The organism is Erwinia sp. GW821-FHT03D09 (assembly GCF_059420805.1).
The window spans coordinates 227,978-248,584 of the sequence record NZ_JBWKUK010000004.1 but is presented as its reverse complement, the minus strand read 5'-3'; the positions used below and the strand labels follow the sequence as shown (position 1 = coordinate 248,584).

Genomic DNA, 20,607 nt, shown 5'->3' with positions numbered 1-20,607 from the left:
TAGAAAACATGACAGCGGCAACGCCGCGTGCAACACACATCGCTGTCCTTGCACTGGCAATTCTGGCACACCCTCTGTCCGCCGTAGCATAGCCGGCTTTGTCGCCCTGATTTACGTTGGTGATAAGCGTAGTGTCTGCGTTCGCAGACATCATTCCCCTCAGGAGACCAGGCCACGATTAACAACCTGCATTATAAAAGCTTGCTGGAAACAGGCCGACTGATTCAGTCGAAAGAGATCGCATCCGTTGAAGTGACCACCGCCCTGCTGGATCGCATTGCCTCGCTGGATGCTGATTTGCACAGTTACTTTTACGTGATGCGCGACAGCGCTCTGCAGCAGGCGGCTGAAGCCGATCGCGAAATCGCGCAGGAGATAATACGCGGCCCGCTGCACGGCGTCCCCCTCGCGCTGAAGGATTTGATCTGGACCAAAGATGCCCCTACCAGCCACGGCATGCTGATCCACCAGGCGCAATTCCTGCTGCTATACCCAACGCAGATAATGCAGACCCCTGAATAAATGAACGACGACTAATAGCTATAGCGCCCTCGAAGTGAAGTAGTAAGGTTAATAAGAAGATTTACGGGTTACGGACAGAAGCAATCAGAGACACGCAGACGGCGCTGTCTGCACAGATTTGAAAGGCGGGCCACATCTTTGGGGCCGATTGTATCAAGCAATTAGCGGGCTATTTTTTGTGTTTCATGGCAAACGCAGCTATTCCGCGGCTGGATCTCGCCTGAAAATAAAGTATTTAACTGCGGAATTAAAAATGCGCACCAATAAATGACACTCAGCGCCAGGCTGGTGTACGAATATCTTTATCGAGAGATAAACGAACTGGCATTTATAACAAAAGACATGGCTAAGACAACAAAGAAAATATCACCTGAACGTCAGGGTGGAAAAATTAACCTATTTTATATTCTGCCATTTTCATCAACGAAGCCGATTCTTTTGTATTAAAAATAACTCAATGATGCTGCCGCCTGTCGTCCTCTAACAAGGCTGTTGACGGACAACAACTCTGGCTGGAAAAAGGTGAGCCCGTTCACGGAATCCAGTTTTTGCCGTTTCCCCCCCTTGTCAGCCTGCCGTAACTGAGGAACTATTTGCGTTAACAAATCAGGATTGCTACTGAATTTCAGGCAAAACCTAAACAGCTTTTTATGGACCCTGGGTCCGTCTGAAGCTGTTTAGGTTTTTTTTTGGCCTGAATTCAGTAACGGCCCGTTGACAAGATGTCAGAACCAGGAGCATACGATGAAGTACCAGGCGTTATCAGAAGAGATCCTGCAAGGGGTTGGCGGCAAGGCGAATATCAGTTCGGTGATACATTGCGCAACCCGACTGCGTTTTAAACTGAAGGACGGCAGTAAAGCCGATACTGCCGGGCTGAAAAAGAACCCGGGAGTGATTATGGTCGTGGAAAGCGGCGGCCAGTATCAGGTGGTGATCGGCAATCACGTCAGTGATGTTCATCAGGCGCTGCTGTCCGTGGCGGGTCTGGGTGACGGGAGCGGTAACGGTAGTGATGAACAAAAAGGCTCGCTGTTTGCCCACCTGATTGACGTTATTTCCGGCATCTTCACCCCGTTTATCGGTGTGATGGCCGCGTCAGGCATTCTGAAAGGCCTGCTTTCCCTCGCCCTGGCGCTGAATGTAATTAGCGAAAACGCCGGCCTGTACAAAATCCTGTTTGTCGCCAGCGATGCGCTGTTCTACTTCCTGCCGGTGGTGCTGGGCTACTGCGCGGGCAAGAAGTTCGGTGGCAATGCCTTTACCACCATGACTATCGGCGCAGCACTGGTGCACCCGCTGATGCTGGCTGCTCTGAATGCCGGGCAAAGCGGTTGGCATTCAGCCCACCGTGGGCCGCGTGCTGTCACCGGTTAACGGCACCGTTGCTTCACTGTTCCGAACCCGTCACGCCACTGGCCTTGAGGCCGATAACGGTGCGGAAGTGCTGATCCACGTGGGCATCGACACGGTGAAACTCGACGGCCTGCACTTTACCGCACACGTCCGCCAGGACGATCGCGTCAGCGTCGGCGACCTGCTGCTGGAGTTTGATATCGAGGCGATACGTGCCGCCGGTTATGACCTGACCACGCCGGTGCTGGTCAGCAACAGCGATGACTATATCGGAAAGAATTGCTCTCTGAACAATGGGAACGTGACAGTATCCAAAAGCTAACGGAACGGCTGTCGGCTGCCGGTTGTTTCTTTGATCGGCAGGGCAAGGGTAGCCATGAAATATGGTGTAACCCTGTTACACAGAAAAATTGTCTGTGCCGTTTACCATCGTTTCGAAACATACTGCAAATGGTATTTTGAAACAGGCAGGAATAGAAAAAGCATTTTGACACCAGCCCGTCCAAAACCAATTACCCGCCTGCCACCCCTCCCGGCTTTACTTCTCATCTCACCAGGTATTCCAGCCACAAGGTTCTGATACCACCCTTTAGCGGCCAACTGGATTATGCCGATGCCTGTATAGAAAGCCATCCAGCGAAGGTCACATGCTGGAAAACGTTCATTGCCCACAAGGCGGCATAATCTACGAGAAAGGCCACCAGCAAATGCTGATGGCCTCTGTGTTTTTCAATCGTTGTGGATCGTCTTTGATAACTGGTTAATCACTAGTGCTTCAGAATATACATCGTGCGGCTGTAGGCGACGTCTTCCGGGTTGGTAATGGGATAGCCCTTCACGTACGGTTTAATCAGTCGGCCATTGGTGTACTGATAAATCGGTGCAATCGGCGCGCGTTCGGCAATCATCTGCTCGGCACGGTTATAGTCGTCGTTACGCGCTTTCGCAATGGTCTCCCGGCTGGCTTTCTCCATCAGCGCATCGTATTCCGGGCTTTTAAAGCGGGCGATATTGCCGCTGTGGGCCGAGGTCAGCAGGCTGAGGAACGTAGACGGTTCGTTATAGTCACCCACCCAGGAGGCGCGGATAATATCGAAATTCCCGCTGTTCCGGCTGTCGATGTAGGTTTTCCACTCCTGGTTTTGCAGCTTAACGTTGACGCCCAGATTTTTCTTCCACATCGACGCCACGGCAATAGCGATTTTCTGATGCGTTTCCGATGAGTTATACAACAGGGTCAGGTCCAGCGGCTTCGAGGGGCCGTAACCTGCGGCCGCCAGCAGGGATTTGGCCTGTGCGTTAAGATCCGCCTGGCTGTGCTGCTGCAGGAAACTTTCCTTCGGTGCAAATCCGGCGGTCACATCCGGGGTGAAGTGCCAGGCCGGTTTTTCGCCGGTGCCCAGTACCTTTTCGGCAATGATTTTACGATCGATACTCCACGACAGCGCCTGCCGCACGCGCACGTCCGCCGTTGGTCCCTTCTGGGTATTGAAGGCGTAATAGTAGGTACCCAGCTGATCCGGGGTATACACCTCGCCCGGCAGCTGTTTTTTCAACAGCCCATACAGCTCTTTCGGGAAGGACTCAGTGATATCGATGTCCCCGGCGCGATAGCGTTTGGTGGCGCTCGACTCTTCGCTAATCGGCACAAAGGTGACTTTGTTCAGCACCGAGTGGGCGTTATCCCAGTAGTTCGGGTTGCGCACCAGCACCAGTTTTTCATTTACCACGCGGCTTTCCAGCTGATACGCGCCATTGCCCACCAGATTGCCGGGGCGCGTCCATTGATCGCCAAACTGCTCGATGACTTTTTTCGGCACCGGGAACAGGCTGAAATTCGCCGTCAGGCTGACAAAATACGGCACCGGTTTATCCAGCGTCACTTTCAGGTGGGTCGCATCGGTTGCCGTCACCCCCAGCTTGTCCGGGGTCATCGTTCCCTTGACGATCGCACCGGCGTTTTCAATACCCGCCAGTTCGGCAAACCACGCGAAGGTTGAGGTATTTTTCGGATCGACCAGACGCTGCCAGCTGTAGACGAAATCGTCGGCGGTAACCGGATCGCCGTTGGACCAGCGGGCATCTTTACGCAGGGTAAAAACCCAGGTTTTGTTATCGTTGCTTTGCCAGCCGGTGGCGACGCCGGGAATGATTTTTCCGCTGGCATCCTGGTTGGTCAGCCCTTCAAACAGATCGCGGATCACCGGGATTTCCGGCAGTCCCACAGCCTTGACCGGGTCCAGCGAAGCCGGTTCATCTTTGATATGGCGCACAATTTCCTGGCTGGCCGCCAGCGGGGTTCCGGGCGGCACGTCGGCAGCGCGCGCGGCAGAGGAAATACACAGCGCCAGAACGGCGAGCGCGGGAACAGAAAAAGCCTTCTTCATAAAGACATCCTTAGCTGTCAGCAGCAGACGATAAGCGGCGGGTCTGAAATATTGCAGAAACTGTAGCGCAGTTTGTCGCGGAACAGGCATATTTTTCAACGGGCTGTGTCAAAAGCCTCACTTTTTTCTTTTCTGCCTGCCACCCACTCTCTGCTACGCTGATTTGAGTATAGTGTCAGCATGACGCGTTTTTTCTGGAGCCCATTATGTCGTTACTTCATCCCCGCCCGCTGCGCGGCCGCCTGGACACCAACGGGAAGCAGTACGGTCAGTCGCTGCTCGGCGCGCCGCTGTTGTGGTTTCCGGCCCCGGCCGCCGATGAGAAGAGCGGGTTAATTCTTGCCGGCACCCACGGCGACGAAAACGCCGCGGTCGTCACCCTTTCCTGCGCCATGCGTTCTTTGCAGGACCAGCACCGACGCCATCACGTGGTGCTGGCGGTGAATCCGGACGGCTGCCAGCTGGGGCTTCGCGCCAACGCCAATGGCGTTGACCTTAACCGCAATTTCCCGGCGGCCAACTGGCAAAACGGTGACACGGTTTATCGCTGGAACAGCGCGGCGGAGGAACGGGATGTCGTGCTTTCCACCGGCGATCGTGCCGGTTCAGAACCGGAAACCCAGGCGCTGTGCCAGCTCATCCATCAGCTGAAGCCACAATGGATCGTTACCTTCCACGAACCGCTGGCCTGCATTGAAGATCCGCACGAAAGCCCGCTGGGGCAGTGGCTGGCGGAACAGACCGAACTGCCTCTGGTGACCAGCGTAGGCTATGCCACCCCCGGTTCGTTCGGCAGCTGGTGCGCCGATCTTAACCTGCCCTGCATTACCGCCGAACTGCCGCCGATTTCGGCCGATGAAGCTACCGAACGGTATCTGGCGGCGATGGTGGCGCTACTTTGCTGGCAGCCGCGATAGCTCGATGCGCCCGCAGCTGAACGGCAGCGCGGGCTCTGCATCCACCGCCAGCCAGGTCGGACCGTCGAGATCGACAAAGCGAGCCTGTGGTACCAGCGGTAGCGCGGCGCGAATGGCGCGTGAAGTACAAAGCATGCAGCCGAGCATGATGTCGAAGCCCTGCTGACGGGCTTCTGCCGCCAGCGCCAGCGCTTCGGTCAGGCCACCTGTTTTATCCAGCTTAATATTGACCATCTCGTAGCGACCGCGCAGCCGGGGCAGATCCTCTCGCGTATGGCAGCTCTCATCGGCGCAGATTGGCAGCGGGTGAATAAAGTTTTCGAGCGCGGCATCTTCGTCGGCGAGCAGCGGCTGCTCCAGCATCGCCACGCCGAGATCGGCCAGCAGCTGGCAGCGTGCCGCCAGGCCTTCGGCATGCCAGGACTCATTGGCGTCAATAATCAGCGTGGCCTGAGGGACCGCCGCGCGGATCGCCACCAGACGTTCAGCAATCAGATGATTGTCCAGCTTGATTTTTAACAGTCTTGCACCGTTCTGCCACAGCGCCAGCGCGCTGCTGGCCATCATTTCCGGTACGTCAATGCTGACGGTCTGCGCCATATCGATAACCTGCGGTTCCGGCTCTGCGGTCAGCTGCCACAGACTGCGCCGGGTAAGCTGCGACTCCAGCTGCCACAGCGCGCTGTCAATGGCGTTGCGCGCCGCGCCTGCAGGCAGCACCTGCTGGAGCCGGTCACGGGTCATTCCCTGTTCAAGCTGCGGGATGATACTGCTACTCAGAGCCAGCACCGATTCTTCACTCTCGCCGTAGCGTGCATAGGGCGAACATTCGCCCTGCACCCTGATGCCATGCTCTTCCATCTCTACCACTACTACGCCCACTTCATTGCGGGTGCCGCGGGCGATGACGAACGGCGTATGCAACGGCCAGCTTTCCGGGTACACCTTCACTGCTCTCATGCTCATGTCCTTATATGCCCTGGGCTTTTAATTTTGTTATCGTTTTTTACTGTCTCATAGCTCCAGCATGACATACACTGAAAGCGTTTAAACACCATTAACATTAAAAGGATAGTCTATGTCTCAGACCGTACATTTTCAGGGTAACCCGGTTTCCGTTGACGGCCAAATCCCTGGTCCAGGCCAGAGCGCGAAACCCTTTACCCTGGTCGCGAAAGACCTTGCCGATGTCTCTCTTTCGCAGTACGCAGGTAAACGTAAGGTGCTGAATATTTTCCCAAGTATTGATACCGGCGTTTGTGCGGCATCGGTGCGTAAATTCAACCAGCTGGCTAACGATCTGGACAACACCGTGGTGCTGTGCATTTCTGCAGACCTGCCGTTTGCTCAGTCCCGCTTCTGCGGTTCTGACGGTCTGAGCAACGTGGTAACCCTGTCCACCCTGCGCGGCGGTGAGTTCAAGAAAGACTACGGTGTGGCTATTGCTGAAGGTCCGCTGGCCGGTCTGACTGCCCGCGCGGTGGTGGTACTGGATGAGCAGGATAACGTGCTGTACAGCGAGCTGGTGAATGAAATCACCACCGAACCAGACTACGATGCGGCGCTGGCTGCACTGAAGTAACTGTGTTACAGGCCAGCCGCCCGGCTGGCCTTCTGTTGTTTCCCGACTACTCGCTATCCGTTTTCTTCTGGCTCAAGCCATATTCGCGCAGCTTATTGGCAATCGCGGTGTGCGATACGCCCAGCCGTTTCGCCAGCTTGCGCGTGCTGGGATAAGAGAGATAAAGACGGGTCAGAACCGACTGCTCAAAGCGGCTGGTAATTTCGTCCAGTGAACCTTCAATAGCCTCATCGCCCAGCGGCATTTCCATCGCATACTCCGGCAGCGCAATATCCTGCGGACGCAGCTCATGGCCTTCCAACTGAGCCAGCGCGCGATATAAAGCGTTTTTTAACTGGCGCACATTCCCCGGCCAGGTGTACCGCGTCAGGAAGCCGTTCAGCTGCGGCGACAGTTTCGGCCTCGCCATTCCCTGCTCGTCGGCAAAGCGGGCGACAAACATTTCCGTCAGCGGCAGGATATCCTGCGGACGGTCACGCAACGGCGGCAAATTCAGCGTCAGCACGTTGAGTCGATAGAACAGATCTTCACGGAATTCCCCACGCTGCACCAGCTCCATCAGGTTACGCTGGGTGGCGCAGATCACTCGCACATCGACGTGAACCTCATGCTCTTCCCCCACGCGGCGGAAGGTGCCGTCGTTCAGGAAGCGCAGCAGCTTGGTTTGCATACTCGGCGACATTTCACCGATTTCGTCCAGTAGCACCGAGCCGCCGCTGGCCTGCTCGAAGAAGCCTTTTTTACCTTCCAGCGCGTTCGGATAGGCGCCGGCCGCGTGGCCAAACAGCTCGCTTTCGGCCACATCGTCCGGCAGCGACGCGCAGTTCAGGGCCAGAAACGGCTTTTTACCACGCGCGCTGCGCAGATGGCAGGCACGCGCCAGCATATCCTTACCGGTGCCGGTATCGCCGACAATCAGCAGCGGCGCGTCCAGCATCGCCAGCTTGCGGGCCTGGTCAACGACCTGACGCATTTTGCTGCTGACGGCAACGATGTGCTGGAAGTCGCTGTCATCGTTCACCGCCAGGTTTTGTAACTGCTGCCCCATGCGGGCGGTGGATTTCAGCAGTACCACCGCACCCGCAGGCGTGGTGGCATTGTTTTCCTCGTCGCGGGCGTAAATCGGCGTCACTTCCATCAGGAAATCGCGCCCCTGCAACACCACATGGTGCGCCTGTGCCTCAATGTGCTCACTTTCCAGCCAGCGCTGGAAATTAAAGCCGGGGATCAGCGCGCCCGCGCTGTAGTTACGCATTTTCTCTTCATTGAGATCGAATAACGACTGCGCGGCCGGGTTCGCCAGCTCTACTTTGCTTTTTAAATCAATGGAAAATACCGGCTCCGGGAGGGCAACAAGCAGCGCGCTGAGCGCACGGTGCTCGCGTTCAGACGGCAGAAACGCGACCGTACGCACGTCGGTCACGCCGGGGATACGGCGGATTTCCGCCATCAGCTGGCTGAACTGTTCGAAGCTGATGGTAGAAAAGTTCAGATAGATGCGGCCGATGGCGGCAATTTCGATACCGCGCAGATCGATGCTGCGTTCTACCAGCAGATCCAGCAGTTCACGGGTCAGACCAATTCGGTCCTGGCAAAATACTTCGAGACGCATGGATGTAAACCCTTATTGTTGCGGTGTCTGGCACTGCCACAATAATACGCTATCCCACGGCTTCTCAGAAGTATTCTGTCAGTAAAAGTTGACAGCAACTGTAATCAGCCGTGTTATTTTTCCCGATCGGGCGAACGTTTCAGGCTCTCTTTCAGCTGGCCTACCAGTTCGCGGCGGAAATCCCCCAGGCGAGGCTTATCATCTTCAAGCCACGGCAGCGGGCGGCAGAGTTCCATCGCTTTGATCCCGAGACGCGCGGTCAGCAGTCCCGCGCCAATGCCCTGCGCGGCACGCGCCGACAGCCGCGCCGCCAAATCCTGCGACATCCAGTCCATGCCCACTTCCCGCACCAGCTCCGATGCGCCGGCGAAAGCAATATTCAGCAGCACCAGTTTAAACAGGCGCAGACGACTGAAATAACCCAGCTCAATGCCATACAGCTGAGCGATGCGATTAACCAGACGCAGATTGCGCCAGGCGATAAAAGCCATATCCACCAGCGCCAGCGGACTGACGGCGATCATCAGCGTCGATTCCGCGGCGCAGCGGCTGATTTCGCGCCGCGCCTGGCGATCCAGCTGCGGCTGCACCAGTCGGGCATAAAGCGCCACCACTTCGCTGTCGTTGTGCGTTTCATGCAGCGAAGCCTGCCAGCGCTGTAACGCCGGGTTGCCACTGTCCAGTCCGGCCTGCTGCGCCAGCTTCTCGCAGAAGGTACGGCCCTTGCCCATTCCATGGCTGTGCAGCAGCTCGCGGCCGATATCACGCTCGGTCGCCCGCTCGCGCAGGCGGTAAAGCCGACGCCACTCCACGATGAGCGAACCCGCACCGGCGGCGACTATCAGCCCGCTGGCCACGCTGCCGGCAAGGGCAATCCAGTCCTGCGCGATCCAGGCCTGATGGGTCCACTGCACGCCCTGCGCCACCACGCTGATACCAAACAGGCCCAGCCCGGCGGTGACCATTTTGCGCCACAGGCTGCGCTCAGGACGCAGCGCGGCTTCCACCGCCAGCTCGCCCGCGCCCTCTTCCTGCACGTCAACTTCCGGCTCAACGGCAATAAACCGATCCTGCTGTTCGGCAAATTCCCGCTGCTGCCGCAGGACCGTCGCCTGCTCTTTGGCCAGTGGTTCGGCAAAATCCATGCGCGGTTTAATCGGTGTATTCATCGCAGCTTATCTCCCAGTAAAAATTCCAGCGCGGCATCCATACGAATATGCGGCAGCGGTCTGTCGATATCCAGCGCCTGCGGACGGAACTGCTCAAAATGAAAACCCTGCTGCTGCCAGAAGGCACTGCCGGGAAGACGGGGCGGCACCTCGCCCGGATAGACCGTCAGCGGGACACCATCGGCCAGTCGGTGACCGCGTAACGCCGGGATGCTTTCTCCCTGATGCTCAACGTAACCGCTCTGCGTTGCCTGCACCGAGGCCAGGCCAACGCAGTCCATGGTGATACCTTCAAACGCGGCGTTTTGCCAGGCGTCCTGCACCAGCTGCTGCAGGAGTGAGACCAGATTAGCGTGCTGATCGGCGGTGACATGATCGGACTTGGTGGCGGCGAACAACAGCTTATCGATCACCGGGGAGAACATCCGGCGGAACAGCGTACGCTGGCCGTACGAGAAGCTTTGCATCAGCTGAGTCAGCGCCAGACGCATATCGTTAAACGCCTGCGGTCCGCTGTTCAACGGCTGTAAACAGTCAACCAACACAATCTGACGATCGAAACGCAGAAAATGATTCTTGTAGAAATCCTTCACCACGTGCTGGCAGTAGTATTGATAGCGCGCACGCAGCATACCGATATTACTGCCGGCATCCGCCTGCGCCAGCCGGGTTTCACCACCCTCTGCCACTTCCGGCCAGGGGAAAAACTGTAGCGCAGGGGCGCCGGCCATTTCGCCGGGCAGCACAAAGCGGCCGGGCTGAATAAAATGCAACCCCTCCTGCTTACAGCGCTGAAGATATTCGGTCCACGCGGCGGCGATCTCCGCCAGCCGGTTTTCGTCCGCCGGGGCCAGCGGGTCCAAACCGCTGCACAGCTGCTGCCATTTTTGCGACCACTGGGCACGATCACCCTGCAACAGCCCGGTCATCTGCCGCGACCAGCTGAGATAATCCTGCGCCAGCATCGGCAGGTCGAGCAGCCATTCGCCAGGATAGTCTACGATTTCGAGATACAGCGTGGAGGCATCGGTAAAATGGCGCAGCAGCGAATCACGCGAGCGGTAGCGCAGCGCCAGGCGCATTTCGCTGACGCCGCGCGTTGGGGTTGGCCAGTCCGGCGGCGTGCCGTGCAGCTGCGCCAGCCCTTCATCGTAGGTAAAGCGTGGGATGCCCAGATCGCGCTGCGGTACGCGCTTCACGCCCAGCAGCCGCTGCTCGCGCACGGCGGTAAACAGCGGCAGTCTGGCGTCGGTGTTTACATTCAGAAGCTGGTTGACCAGCGAGGTGATAAAAGCGGTTTTACCGCTGCGGCTCAGGCCGGTAACGGCGAGGCGCAGATGGCGATCCACGCCGCGATTCACCAGCGACATCAATTCATTTTGCAGTCGTTTCATCAGGAGCCAGCTACCTCAGGTGTTTGATTGTCCTTAGTTTAACACACTGGCGCTAGCGGGCAGGTTTCATCCATTTTGCTACAGCCCCCCGCATCACGCAGCGGAGCAGTGGTTCCAGCGCCCACGCCAGTAAAATTTTCAACGGTTTGCGCGCCACGGATTTTACCGCCCAGCCGCTCAGGCCCGCCGGGCCATAGGTAATGGCGCTGATCAGTATAAATTTCCCCGCCTTTTTTAGCGCGGGGGCAGCCTGATGACGCAGGATCGATTTCCCGTGACGCATAGTTTTCTCCACGTGAGTAGACACAATCAAAGCTGGCTGAAGCGGCTACGCACGGTAAAGGTTTCTGACGTGACGTAACGCTCCACCTCGCGCAGCTGCTGTTCGCCGCCGCGCAGCTCGCGGCTAAGCTCATCCAGCAGCTGGGATGCATTCAGCGACGACTGGTTGTCCAGTTCGCTCTGCGGCATCTCATCCAGCACCAGAGCCAGCGCCGCATAGGCGACCAGGGTAAATACAAACAGCCCGAAGAACATCGACAACACCACAATCACCCGTACCAGCCGCACCGGAATATCCAGATAGTTAGCAATCCCGGCGCAGACGCCCTTTAGCTTGCCCTGCTGCGGAATACGGTAAAGCTTATGGCGATGGTTCATGGCTGCCTCCAGTTCGGATGCTCGGCGTCGAGAATCGCTTCCAGCGCCTGAATGCGCTCACGCATTTTTTTCGCATCGCCGGTCAGCTGTTGCAGCCGCTGCAGGTCCCCCTGCGACAGATCGCCACCGCGGTTCTGCCGGTTGCTGTAGTGCAGCCACAGCCAGATCGGCGCGACGAACAGCACAAAAATAGTTAACGGTATAGCAAGAAATAACGCGCTCATTGATTCTCCTTAATACAGGCCCGTTGACGGTTAGCTTACTCGCTGCGGCTCATTTTAGCTTTCAGGGCCGCCAGCTGCTGGCTGATTTCATCGTCCGCCTGCAGTTCAGCAAACTGCTGGTCGAGGGTTTTCTTTTTACCAAAGCTGTGGCTTTCGGCTTCCGCTTCCATATGGTCGATGCGGCGCTCGAACGACTCAAAGCGCGCCATCGCTTCATCGATTTTACCGCTGTCCAGCTGGCGACGAACGTCACGAGAAGAAGAAGCCGCCTGGTGACGCAGAGTCAGCGCCTGTTGGCGAGCACGTGTTTCATTCAGTTTGTTCTCCAGTTCACCGATTTCGCCTTTCATGCGGGTCAGGCTCTCTTCCACCTGGCTGGATTCCTGCTGCAGCACGGCGATCAGGTCGGTTAATTTCTGTTTTTCAATCAGCGCAGCGCGAGCCAGATCTTCTTTATCTTTGCTCAGTGCCAGCTCGGCCTTATCCTGCCACTCCGCCTGTTGGGTTTCCGCCTGGTCAATGCGGCGCAGCAGCTGTTTCTTTTCGGCCAGCGCGCGGGCGGAGGTGGTACGCACTTCCACCAGCGTATCTTCCATTTCCTGAATCATCAGGCGAACCAGCTTCTGCGGATCTTCGGCCTTTTCCAGCAGCGCGTTAATATTGGCGTTCACGATGTCGGCGAAACGAGAAAAAATTCCCATAATACAATCCTCTTCAATTAGATCCCGGCGTCTGCCGTTTAAACACGTTGATCGTGCGGTACGGGATAACACTATTCAAAAGGCGTGCCAGTTTTTATATTATTGATTTTTAATGGCCATACGTATTTACAGCCGCCAGGATAAACTCTACAGTGGTTAATCTCGCTAAATCCTGGTGAATTTCATTATGAGCGATCGTTCCGACACCCTGCTGGGGGAATCAAACAACTTTCTGGAAGTGCTGGAGCAGGTTTCCAGACTCGCGCCGCTGAATAAACCGGTGCTGGTGGTGGGTGAACGTGGCACGGGGAAAGAGCTGATAGCCAGCCGCCTGCATTACCTGTCATCCCGCTGGCAGGGGCCGTTTATTTCACTGAACTGCGCGGCGCTGAATGAAAATCTGCTGGACTCCGAACTGTTCGGCCATGAGGCGGGCGCGTTTACCGGTGCGCAGAAGCGCCATCTGGGCCGCTTTGAGCGCGCGGACGGCGGTACGCTGTTTCTTGATGAGCTGGCTACCGCGCCAATGCTGGTGCAGGAAAAGCTGCTGCGGGTGATTGAATACGGCCATCTTGAACGCGTTGGCGGCAGTCAACCGTTGCAGGTCAGCGTACGGCTGGTGTGCGCCACCAACGACGATCTGCCGCAGCTGGCGCGTGAAGGGAAATTCCGTGCCGACCTGCTCGACCGGCTGGCGTTTGACGTCGTGCAGCTGCCGCCACTGCGCGAGCGCCGCAGTGATATTCTGGTGATGGCACAGCACTTCGCCATGCAGATGTGCCGCGAACTCGGTCTGCCGCTGTTCCCCGGTTTTTCATCCGGCGCGCAGCAGGAGCTGCTGGCTTACGGCTGGCCCGGTAACGTGCGCGAGCTGAAAAACGTGGTGGAGCGTTCGGTGTATCACCATGCGGACAGCGAGCGGTTGCTGGATACCATCATCATCAACCCGTTCAGCAAAACGTCACCAGGGGAACAGGCCGAAGCGGACAAAGGCGATCCCCTGCCCGACCTGCCTTTTGACCTTCGTCACTGGCAGCAGCGTCAGGAGCGCCTGCTGGTAGAAAAAAGCCTCGCTCAGGCGCGATTTAACCAGCGGCGGGCCGCAGAATTGCTGGGCGTTAGCTACCACCAGCTGCGGGCGATGCTGAAAAAGCACGCGATCGGCGGGGATGAATAACGGACAAAAAAAAGCCCACTCAAGATGGGCTGAAAAATACTGGAAGCAATGTGAGCAATGTCGTGCTCTTCTCCGGTAGAGCCACCGGTGAAGCGCAAGCCAATAATAATCATTCTCACTTCTTTTTGTAAAGTACTTTGTTGAGAATCCTTCTCATTACCGTAGTGATATTGGGTGTATTTTGAACACCCCTGGTAACAGTATGCTCTTTTGCAGGCGAATTAGCCGTCAGTTATCCTGCCGGGCTGTAGCCATACGGTGAGAGTGCGGTACACTCTGCTTATGCCTTAAATATCAGACCAATTATGCGCAAACTATTTTCCACCCTGTTACTCAGCCTCGGCGTTTTCAGTGCCCAGGCGTGGTCGGCAACGCCCGGCGATATCCGCCAGAGCGGGTTTGTCTACTGCGTTAACGGCGTTATGAACACCTTTAATCCGCAGATGGCCAGCGGCGGTCTGGTGGTGGATACCCTTGCCGCGCAGTTTTACGACCGTCTGCTGGATGTTGATCCTTATACCTACCGGCTCATCCCCGAGCTGGCTGAAAGTTGGGAAGTACTGGATAACGGCGCGACCTACCGTTTCCATCTGCGCCAGAAGGTCGCCTTCCAGAAAACCGCGTGGTTTACGCCAACAAGGCCGATGAACGCCGATGATGTGGTCTTCAGTTTCGATCGCGTGTTTAATCGCCAGCATCCCTGGCATAACGTTAACGGCGGCAGCTATCCCTACTTTGACAGCCTGCAATTTTCCGACGCGGTACAAAGCATAAAAAAACTGGATAAAAATACCGTTGAGATCCGCCTGAACAGCCCGGATGCTTCGTTTCTGTGGCATCTCGCCACCCACTATGCGCCCGTCCTTTCGGCGGAATACGCCGAAAAGCTGACCAAAAGCGATCGTCAGGAGCAGTTGGACCGCGAACCGGTCGGCACCGGGCCGTTTATGCTCAGCGAGTATCGCGCCGGGCAGTATATTCGCCTGCAGCGTAACGAAAATTACTGGAAAGGCACCCCGCGCATGTCGCAGGTGGTGATCGATCTCGGCGCGGGCGGCACCGGGCGCTTGTCCAAACTGCTGACCGGCGAGTGCGATGTGCTGGCCTATCCCGCCGCCAGCCAGCTTTCCATTCTGCGTGACGATCCGCGTCTGCGCCTGACGCTACGACCGGGGATGAATACCGCCTTTCTGGCCTTTAATACCCGCAAGCCACCGCTCGATCGCCCTGAAGTGCGCCAGGCGCTGGCGCTGGGGATTAATAATGAACGCCTGATGGAGTCGATTTTTTACGGTACGGCGGAAACCGCAGCCTCGATTTTGCCGCGCGCCTCCTGGGCCTACGACACCGATGCGCGCATTACCCCCTACAACCCGCAAAAGGCCCGCGAAGAGCTGAAAGCGTTGGGGATCGATAATCTGCATCTCAATCTGTGGGTGCCTTCCGCATCGCAGGCGTGGAACCCCAGCCCGATGAAAACCGCTGAACTGCTGCAGGCCGATCTGGCGCAGATCGGCGTGCGGGTGACCATTGTGCAGGTTGATGGCCGCTTCCAGGAGGCGCGCCTGATGGAGATGAACCACGATCTGACCCTGACCGGCTGGTCCACCGACAGTAACGATCCTGACAGCTTCTTCCGGCCGCTACTGAGCTGCGCGGCGATCGCTTCGCAGACCAACTACGCTCACTGGTGCAACCCCGAGTTCGACGATCTCGTCCACCGGGCGCTGCTTTCCCAGCAGCTGGCCACCCGTATCAACTATTACGATCGCGCCCAGGCGCTGCTGGCGAAAGAGCTGCCGGTGCTGCCGCTGGCTTATTCACTGCGCCTGCAGGCCTACCGCTATGATATTAAGGGACTGGTATTGAGTCCGTTTGGCAATGCGTCATTCGCCGGCGTCCATCGCGACAACGGTGAGGAGACTTCACCGTGATTATTTATACGCTGCGCCGGCTGGTGCTGTTTATCGTGACCCTGTTTATGCTGACGCTGATCGGCTTCAGCCTGAGCTATTTTACCCCCCATGCCCCGCTACAGGGCGCATCGTTGATCGACGCCTGGACCTTCTGGTTCAAAGGCATTCTGCAGCTGGATTTTGGCGTTTCGAGCATTAACGGCCAGTCGATTAACCAGCAGCTGCGTGAGGTTTTCCCGGCTACGCTGGAGCTGTGCTTTATGGCCTTTGCGCTGGCGATGCTGGTGGGCATCCCTCTGGGAATTGTGGCCGGTGTGATGCGTAATAAGTGGCAGGATAAGCTGCTGAGCGCCCTTGCTCTGCTGGGTTTTTCCCTGCCGGTATTCTGGCTGGCGCTGCTGCTGACACTGTTTTTCTCGCTCAATCTCGGCTGGTTGCCGGTGTCGGGCCGTTTCGATCTGCTGTATCCGGTGAAAAGTATTACCGGTTTTGCGCTGATTGATGCGTTTCTTTCCAATTCACCATGGCGACATGAGATGATTGTCAGCGCCCTCACCCATATGATCCTGCCGGTTGCCGCGCTGTCGGTGGCCCCCACCACCGAGGTGATCCGCCTGCTGCGCATCAGTACCCGTGACGTCATGGAGGAGAACTACGTTAAGGCAGCCGCCACGCGCGGGCTGTCGCTATTTACTATTATCCGCCGCCACGTGCTGCATAACGCCGTACCGCCGGTAATTCCGCGCCTCGGCCTGCAGTTCTCTACCATGTTAACGCTGGCGATGATTACCGAAATGGTCTTCAACTGGCCTGGCCTGGGCCGCTGGCTGATTAACGCCATCCGCCAGCAGGATTACGCGGCGATTTCCGCCGGGGTCATGGTAGTCGGCGCGCTGGTGATCGCGGTGAACGTGCTGGCCGATATCCTCGGGGCGATGACGAATCCGCTGAAGCATAAGGAATGGTATGCACTACGCTAGGGTATAAGTTCTGGTTACAAGTTCGCAGAATGTAAAATTCGTCGGCGGGGTAAAGTCCCGCCAATGCTATTTTAAAAACAACAACCATAGACTCGACACCAAGAAAAATATATTGATTAATTATAGTGTAAACCCGTTCAGGGAGAGCAGGATGAAATGGATAAAAATTTATTTTATTAGCACCTTTAGCATGACAACCTTATCAACGCATGCCAATGAAATAAATATAGAGAAAGAGTTAGCATCAGTTGAGGTTTTTTCTCTTGGCTTCAATGGTTTTGTAGCAAAAAAATGCCAGAACAACTGATCTATGAAAAAGTTCTTAATAACGACAATGCTGTTTTAATTTTTAAAAAAATAATACAAACCCTTGATTCCACGCCGGAAGACAAGGCCTATGCCGCCTGTGGGCTTTGGGCGAAAAATCAGTTGGATAATATTCACCCAGATAAAAAACTCGATAAAAAAACGGTTACTGTGTTAAAGGGAGACGTACTAAGAAAGGAAAAATTTAGCAGTTTAATAAATGGAATTAAAACCAATGGATGTAATTAAAGGAGTGCCATAATGGAAGTTTTAAATACGAAATCAAATGAGCAGGTATCTGGTGTAATGAATTGACAGGGTGGCAGGGAGTCAACGAATATTATAGATCTTCGCGGAAAAGATATGGGCTCATGGATCGATGCAGCAAACAGCTGCTGGAAACCGTGAACATCCTCCAGTATTATGTATCCAGCAGGGATTTATACTCTTAACTTCAGATTTTAATAACGTGACCTAAATTAAAATCATCGTTGAATTCCGCTAATTTAGGCGAAATTCAATAACTAATCATTTAAAATCTTCCTTTGCGCTGACATTCAGCCAGTCATTTCCTGAGGCCCATGCTTTCGTTGTTAGCGAACTCTGTCGCAAACAGGCCGATAAGCAGGAGCATCGCAGTCGTTTGTTTATCCGCTTCCCGTGTTGTAGGGGCTTCTTACCGTACCGTGGATTTCTGGAGGAATAACGCCCCCGTCTCTTGCTTGTGACACTGTAATAGACGGATAATCATCTATGCTGAAATGTACGGGTTCACTCTGCAATCGAATGTCACCAGAATGGGTGTGCCTTAGGCGTGATTTCAACGTAAGATGATGATATGAAAATAGAGTTTAATATAACTTCGCACAAAAAAACGCCAGCGGACACTCATGTCCGCCGATAATATCTACGCAGAGAAGCGCCCGCCCAGTCCGCTGCGCCATACGTGGCGGCTGTTCTATCACGACACCACGGCGATGATTGGCCTGTACTGCTTCGGTGCCGTCCTACTGCTGTGCATCTTTGGCAATCTGATTGCGCCTTACGGCATCGATCAGCAGTTCCTCGGCTATCAGCTGCTACCGCCGTCCTGGTCGCGCTACGGCGACGTATCCTTTTTCCTCGGTACCGACGATCTGGGGCGCGATTTGCTCAGCCGGATGCTGAGCGGCGCCGCGCCCACCGTGGGATCGGCGATTGTGATCACCATGGCTGCTGCGATTTGCGCCATGCTGTTGGGGGTGCTGGCGGGGTTGACGCACGGTCTGCGTTCGGCGGTGATGAACCACGTGCTGGATACCCTGCTCTCCATTCCTTCCCTGCTGTTGGCGATCATCGTGGTCGCCTTCATGGGGCCAAGGCTGGAAAATGCCATGCTGGCGGTGTTTCTGGCGATTCTGCCGAGGCTGGTACGCGCCATTTATAGTGCGGTACACGATGAGCTGGAAAAAGAGTACGTGGTGGCATCCCGGCTCGACGGTGCCAGCAACCTTGATATTCTGTGGCACGCGATTTTACCGAACATTCTTGCGCTGCTGGTAACTGAGTTTACCCGTGCGCTGTCGATGGCCATTCTCGACATTGCCGCACTTGGCTTTCTCGACCTCGGCGCGCAGCTGCCTTCGCCAGAATGGGGCGCGATGCTGGGGGATTCCCTCGAATTGATTTATGTTGCACCCTGGACCGTGATGTTACCCGGCGCAGCGATTATGCTTTGTGTACTGATCGTCAACCTGTTGGGTGACGGCTTGCGCCGGGCCATCGTTGCGGGAGTCGAATAATGCCGCTGCTCGATATTCGTAATCTGACCATAGAATTTATGACCGCCGACGGCCCGGTCAAGGCGGTCGATCGCGTCAGCATTACCCTGACCGAGGGCGAGATTCGCGGGCTGGTGGGCGAATCCGGTTCAGGTAAAAGCCTGATCGCCAAGGCGATATGCGGTGTGACCAAGGATAACTGGCGCATTACCGCTGACCGCATGCGTTTTGATGATATCGATCTGCTGCATCTTTCACCCCGCGAGCGGCGTAAACTCGTTGGCCAAAACGTGTCGATGATTTTTCAGGAGCCGCAGTCCTGCCTCGATCCATCCGAAAGGATTGGCAGACAGCTCAAGCAGGTCATTCCTGGTTCAACGTGGAAAGGCCGCTGGTATCAGCGTTTTCGCTGGCGCCATTATCGAGCCATTGAACTACTGCACCGGGTCGGCATTAAAGATCACAAAGATATTATGCGCAGTTTCCCCTACGAGCTGACCGACGGCGAATGTCAGAAGGTGATGATCGCGATCGCACTGGCCAACCAGCCCCGCCTGCTGATTGCCGACGAACCCACTAACGCCATGGAGCCGACAACCCAGGCGCAGATTTTCCGCCTGCTCTCAAGGCTGAATCAGAACAACAACACCACCATTCTGCTGATCAGCCACGACCTGCAGATGCTGAGCCACTGGGCCGATAAGATTAATGTGATGTACTGCGGCCAGACGGTAGAGACAGCGGTCAGCGAAGAACTGATTAGCGCGCCTCATCATCCGTATACTCAGGCGCTGATCCGCGCGATGCCGGACTTTGGCCGCTCACTGCCGCACAAAAGCCGGCTCAATACCCTACCGGGCGCCATCCCGTCGCTGGAGCATCTGCCGATTGGCTGCCGGCTGGGGCCACGTTGCCCTTACGCGCAGCGCACCTGTATTGAAACGCCGCGGCTGAGCGGTTCGAAGAATCATCTGTACGCCTGCCACTTCCCGCTGAATACGGAGCAACAGTAATGGACGAAACGCTACTGGAAGTGCGCAATCTCAGTAAAACCTACCGCTACCGTACCGGGCTGTTTCGCCGACAGCACGTTGAAGCGGTTAAAGATGTCAGTTTTACCGTGCGTGAGGGCCAGACGCTGGCGATTATCGGTGAGAACGGCTCGGGTAAGTCAACGCTGGCTAAAATGCTGAGTGGAATGATTGAACCCTCCTCCGGTGAAATGATGATTGACGATCATGCCCTGGAGTACGGTGATTATGGCTATCGCAGCCAGCGTATTCGTATGATATTCCAGGACCCCTCTAACTCGCTCAATCCTCGTCAGCGCATCAGCCAGATTCTGGATCTGCCCCTGCGACTCAATACCGAACTAAGTGCCGAGGAGCGTGAGAAGCGAATTATTGACACCCTGCGCAAGGTCGGGCTGCTGCGCGATCACGCCGCCTACTATCCGCATATGCTGGCCCCGGGGCAGAAGCAGCGTATCGGCCTGGCCCGCGCGCTGATCCTCCAGCCCCGGGTGATCATTGCCGATGAGGCGCTGGCCTCGCTGGATATGTCGATGCGTTCTCAGCTGATTAATCTGATGCTGGAGCTGCAGGATCGACATCGCATCGCCTACATCTATGTGACTCAGCACCTCGGCATGATGAAACACATCAGCGATCGGGTGCTGGTGATGCATCAGGGTGAAGTGGTTGAGCGCGGCAGCACCGCAGATGTGCTGGCCTGCCCGCTACACGAACTCACTAAGCGCCTGATTACCAGCCATTTTGGTGAACCACTGACCGCCGATGCCTGGCGCAAAGACCGTTAATCCTTCATCCCTCCTTTTATCAAATACTTTCGGACGCACGCGGTGAAACTGCCGCGTTGTCCCGGTGTCCCTGCTGTTTCTAAGCCCTTATATCTTCCAGCTATTTAATAGCACCGATCATTATT

21 protein-coding genes and 2 pseudogenes are annotated in these 20,607 nt (G+C 56.1%); 13 read left to right on the top strand and 10 right to left on the bottom strand.

Features of this window, described 5'->3' with window-relative positions; genetic code table 11:
• Nucleotides 1-252: 252 nt before the first annotated feature.
• Nucleotides 253-456 (top strand): annotated as a pseudogene (locus AC07U6_RS05750) (amidase family protein); the annotation flags it as partial.
• Here the strand turns inward: AC07U6_RS05750 and AC07U6_RS05745 are convergent.
• The gene (locus AC07U6_RS05745; RefSeq protein ID WP_494764791.1) at nt 443-520 is read right to left on the bottom strand and encodes a hypothetical protein; all 78 of its coding nucleotides are present in this window, start codon (nt 518-520) and stop codon (nt 443-445) included. The pseudogene AC07U6_RS05750 and the gene AC07U6_RS05745 overlap by 14 nt on opposite strands.
• Before the next feature lie 746 nt (nt 521-1,266).
• Here AC07U6_RS05745 and AC07U6_RS05740 point away from each other — a divergent pair.
• Both AC07U6_RS05740 and AC07U6_RS05735 read left to right on the top strand, forming a co-directional pair.
• Nucleotides 1,267-1,854, top strand: a pseudogene (locus AC07U6_RS05740) (PTS transporter subunit EIIB); the annotation flags it as partial.
• Nucleotides 1,841-2,200, top strand: a complete 360-nt coding sequence (locus tag AC07U6_RS05735; RefSeq protein ID WP_494762806.1) for a glucose PTS transporter subunit IIA — start codon at nt 1,841-1,843, stop codon at nt 2,198-2,200. The pseudogene AC07U6_RS05740 and the gene AC07U6_RS05735, both read left to right, overlap by 14 nt.
• Before the next feature lie 445 nt (nt 2,201-2,645).
• Here the strand turns inward: AC07U6_RS05735 and AC07U6_RS05730 are convergent, their stop codons facing one another.
• Nucleotides 2,646-4,265 (bottom strand): peptide ABC transporter substrate-binding protein, encoded by a 1,620-nt coding sequence (locus tag AC07U6_RS05730; protein ID WP_494762807.1) that lies wholly within the window; start codon nt 4,263-4,265, stop codon nt 2,646-2,648.
• A gap of 206 nt (nt 4,266-4,471) precedes the next feature.
• Between AC07U6_RS05730 and mpaA the strand changes: the two genes are divergently transcribed.
• Nucleotides 4,472-5,182, top strand: coding sequence for a murein tripeptide amidase MpaA (gene mpaA / locus AC07U6_RS05725; protein ID WP_494762808.1), 711 nt, complete (start codon nt 4,472-4,474; stop codon nt 5,180-5,182).
• On the opposite strand, the gene ycjG is transcribed toward mpaA, so the two are convergent.
• Nucleotides 5,159-6,142, bottom strand: a complete 984-nt coding sequence (gene ycjG, locus AC07U6_RS05720; protein WP_494762809.1) for an L-Ala-D/L-Glu epimerase — start codon at nt 6,140-6,142, stop codon at nt 5,159-5,161. The genes mpaA and ycjG overlap by 24 nt on opposite strands.
• Before the next feature lie 118 nt (nt 6,143-6,260).
• Between ycjG and tpx the strand changes: the two genes are divergently transcribed.
• Complete coding sequence (gene tpx / locus AC07U6_RS05715) at nt 6,261-6,764, top strand: thiol peroxidase (RefSeq protein ID WP_200543691.1); 504 nt, start codon at nt 6,261-6,263, stop codon at nt 6,762-6,764.
• Nucleotides 6,765-6,810: 46 nt separating this feature from the next.
• On the opposite strand, the gene tyrR is transcribed toward tpx, so the two are convergent.
• The 7 genes from tyrR to pspA all read right to left on the bottom strand — a co-directional run bounded on the left by tyrR (nt 6,811) and on the right by pspA (nt 12,524).
• A complete protein-coding gene (tyrR, locus tag AC07U6_RS05710) occupies nt 6,811-8,376 on the bottom strand; it encodes a transcriptional regulator TyrR (protein ID WP_494762810.1) in 1,566 nt (521 codons plus the stop codon).
• Between the two features lie 113 nt (nt 8,377-8,489).
• Nucleotides 8,490-9,545 carry a TIGR01620 family protein gene (locus AC07U6_RS05705; RefSeq protein ID WP_494762811.1) on the bottom strand — a complete coding sequence of 352 codons (1,056 nt, stop codon included), beginning with the start codon at nt 9,543-9,545 and terminating at the stop codon, nt 8,490-8,492.
• Complete coding sequence (locus tag AC07U6_RS05700; RefSeq protein WP_494762812.1) at nt 9,542-10,939, bottom strand: YcjX family GTP-binding protein; 1,398 nt, start codon at nt 10,937-10,939, stop codon at nt 9,542-9,544. Before AC07U6_RS05700 ends, AC07U6_RS05705 begins: the two co-directional genes overlap by 4 nt.
• A gap of 52 nt (nt 10,940-10,991) precedes the next feature.
• On the bottom strand, nt 10,992-11,222 hold the full coding sequence (pspD, locus tag AC07U6_RS05695) for a phage shock protein PspD (protein ID WP_494762813.1): 231 nt from the start codon (nt 11,220-11,222) through the stop codon (nt 10,992-10,994).
• Nucleotides 11,223-11,248: 26 nt separating this feature from the next.
• Entirely contained in the window at nt 11,249-11,599 is a 351-nt protein-coding gene (gene pspC / locus AC07U6_RS05690; RefSeq protein ID WP_494762814.1) for an envelope stress response membrane protein PspC, read from the bottom strand.
• Entirely contained in the window at nt 11,596-11,823 is a 228-nt protein-coding gene (gene pspB, locus AC07U6_RS05685) for an envelope stress response membrane protein PspB (RefSeq protein ID WP_105594712.1), read from the bottom strand. Before pspB ends, pspC begins: the two co-directional genes overlap by 4 nt.
• Before the next feature lie 35 nt (nt 11,824-11,858).
• Entirely contained in the window at nt 11,859-12,524 is a 666-nt protein-coding gene (gene pspA, locus AC07U6_RS05680) for a phage shock protein PspA (RefSeq protein WP_494762815.1), read from the bottom strand.
• Between the two features lie 187 nt (nt 12,525-12,711).
• Between pspA and pspF the strand changes: the two genes are divergently transcribed.
• From pspF to sapF, 8 genes are all read left to right on the top strand, one after another.
• Complete coding sequence (gene pspF, locus AC07U6_RS05675) at nt 12,712-13,701, top strand: phage shock protein operon transcriptional activator (protein ID WP_494762816.1); 990 nt, start codon at nt 12,712-12,714, stop codon at nt 13,699-13,701.
• A 305-nt stretch (nt 13,702-14,006) separates the two neighbouring features.
• On the top strand, nt 14,007-15,635 hold the full coding sequence (gene sapA, locus AC07U6_RS05670) for an ABC transporter substrate-binding protein SapA (RefSeq protein ID WP_494762817.1): 1,629 nt from the start codon (nt 14,007-14,009) through the stop codon (nt 15,633-15,635).
• Entirely contained in the window at nt 15,632-16,597 is a 966-nt protein-coding gene (gene sapB / locus AC07U6_RS05665; protein ID WP_494762818.1) for a putrescine export ABC transporter permease SapB, read from the top strand. The genes sapA and sapB overlap by 4 nt, the downstream gene beginning before the upstream one ends.
• A 151-nt stretch (nt 16,598-16,748) precedes the next feature.
• Nucleotides 16,749-16,904, top strand: coding sequence for a hypothetical protein (locus tag AC07U6_RS05660; RefSeq protein WP_494762819.1), 156 nt, complete (start codon nt 16,749-16,751; stop codon nt 16,902-16,904).
• Entirely contained in the window at nt 16,889-17,152 is a 264-nt protein-coding gene (locus tag AC07U6_RS05655) for an MchS3 family protein (RefSeq protein WP_494762820.1), read from the top strand. The genes AC07U6_RS05660 and AC07U6_RS05655 overlap by 16 nt, the downstream gene beginning before the upstream one ends.
• 641 nt (nt 17,153-17,793) lie before the next feature.
• Nucleotides 17,794-18,684: a putrescine export ABC transporter permease SapC gene (sapC, locus tag AC07U6_RS05650; protein WP_494762821.1), complete on the top strand. Its 891-nt coding sequence runs from the start codon at nt 17,794-17,796 to the stop codon at nt 18,682-18,684.
• The gene (gene sapD / locus AC07U6_RS05645; protein ID WP_494762822.1) at nt 18,684-19,676 is read left to right on the top strand and encodes a putrescine export ABC transporter ATP-binding protein SapD; all 993 of its coding nucleotides are present in this window, start codon (nt 18,684-18,686) and stop codon (nt 19,674-19,676) included. The genes sapC and sapD overlap by 1 nt, the downstream gene beginning before the upstream one ends.
• Nucleotides 19,676-20,482: a putrescine export ABC transporter ATP-binding protein SapF gene (sapF, locus tag AC07U6_RS05640; protein WP_494762823.1), complete on the top strand. Its 807-nt coding sequence runs from the start codon at nt 19,676-19,678 to the stop codon at nt 20,480-20,482. Before sapD ends, sapF begins: the two co-directional genes overlap by 1 nt.
• The last annotated feature ends 125 nt before the right edge of the window (nt 20,483-20,607 follow it).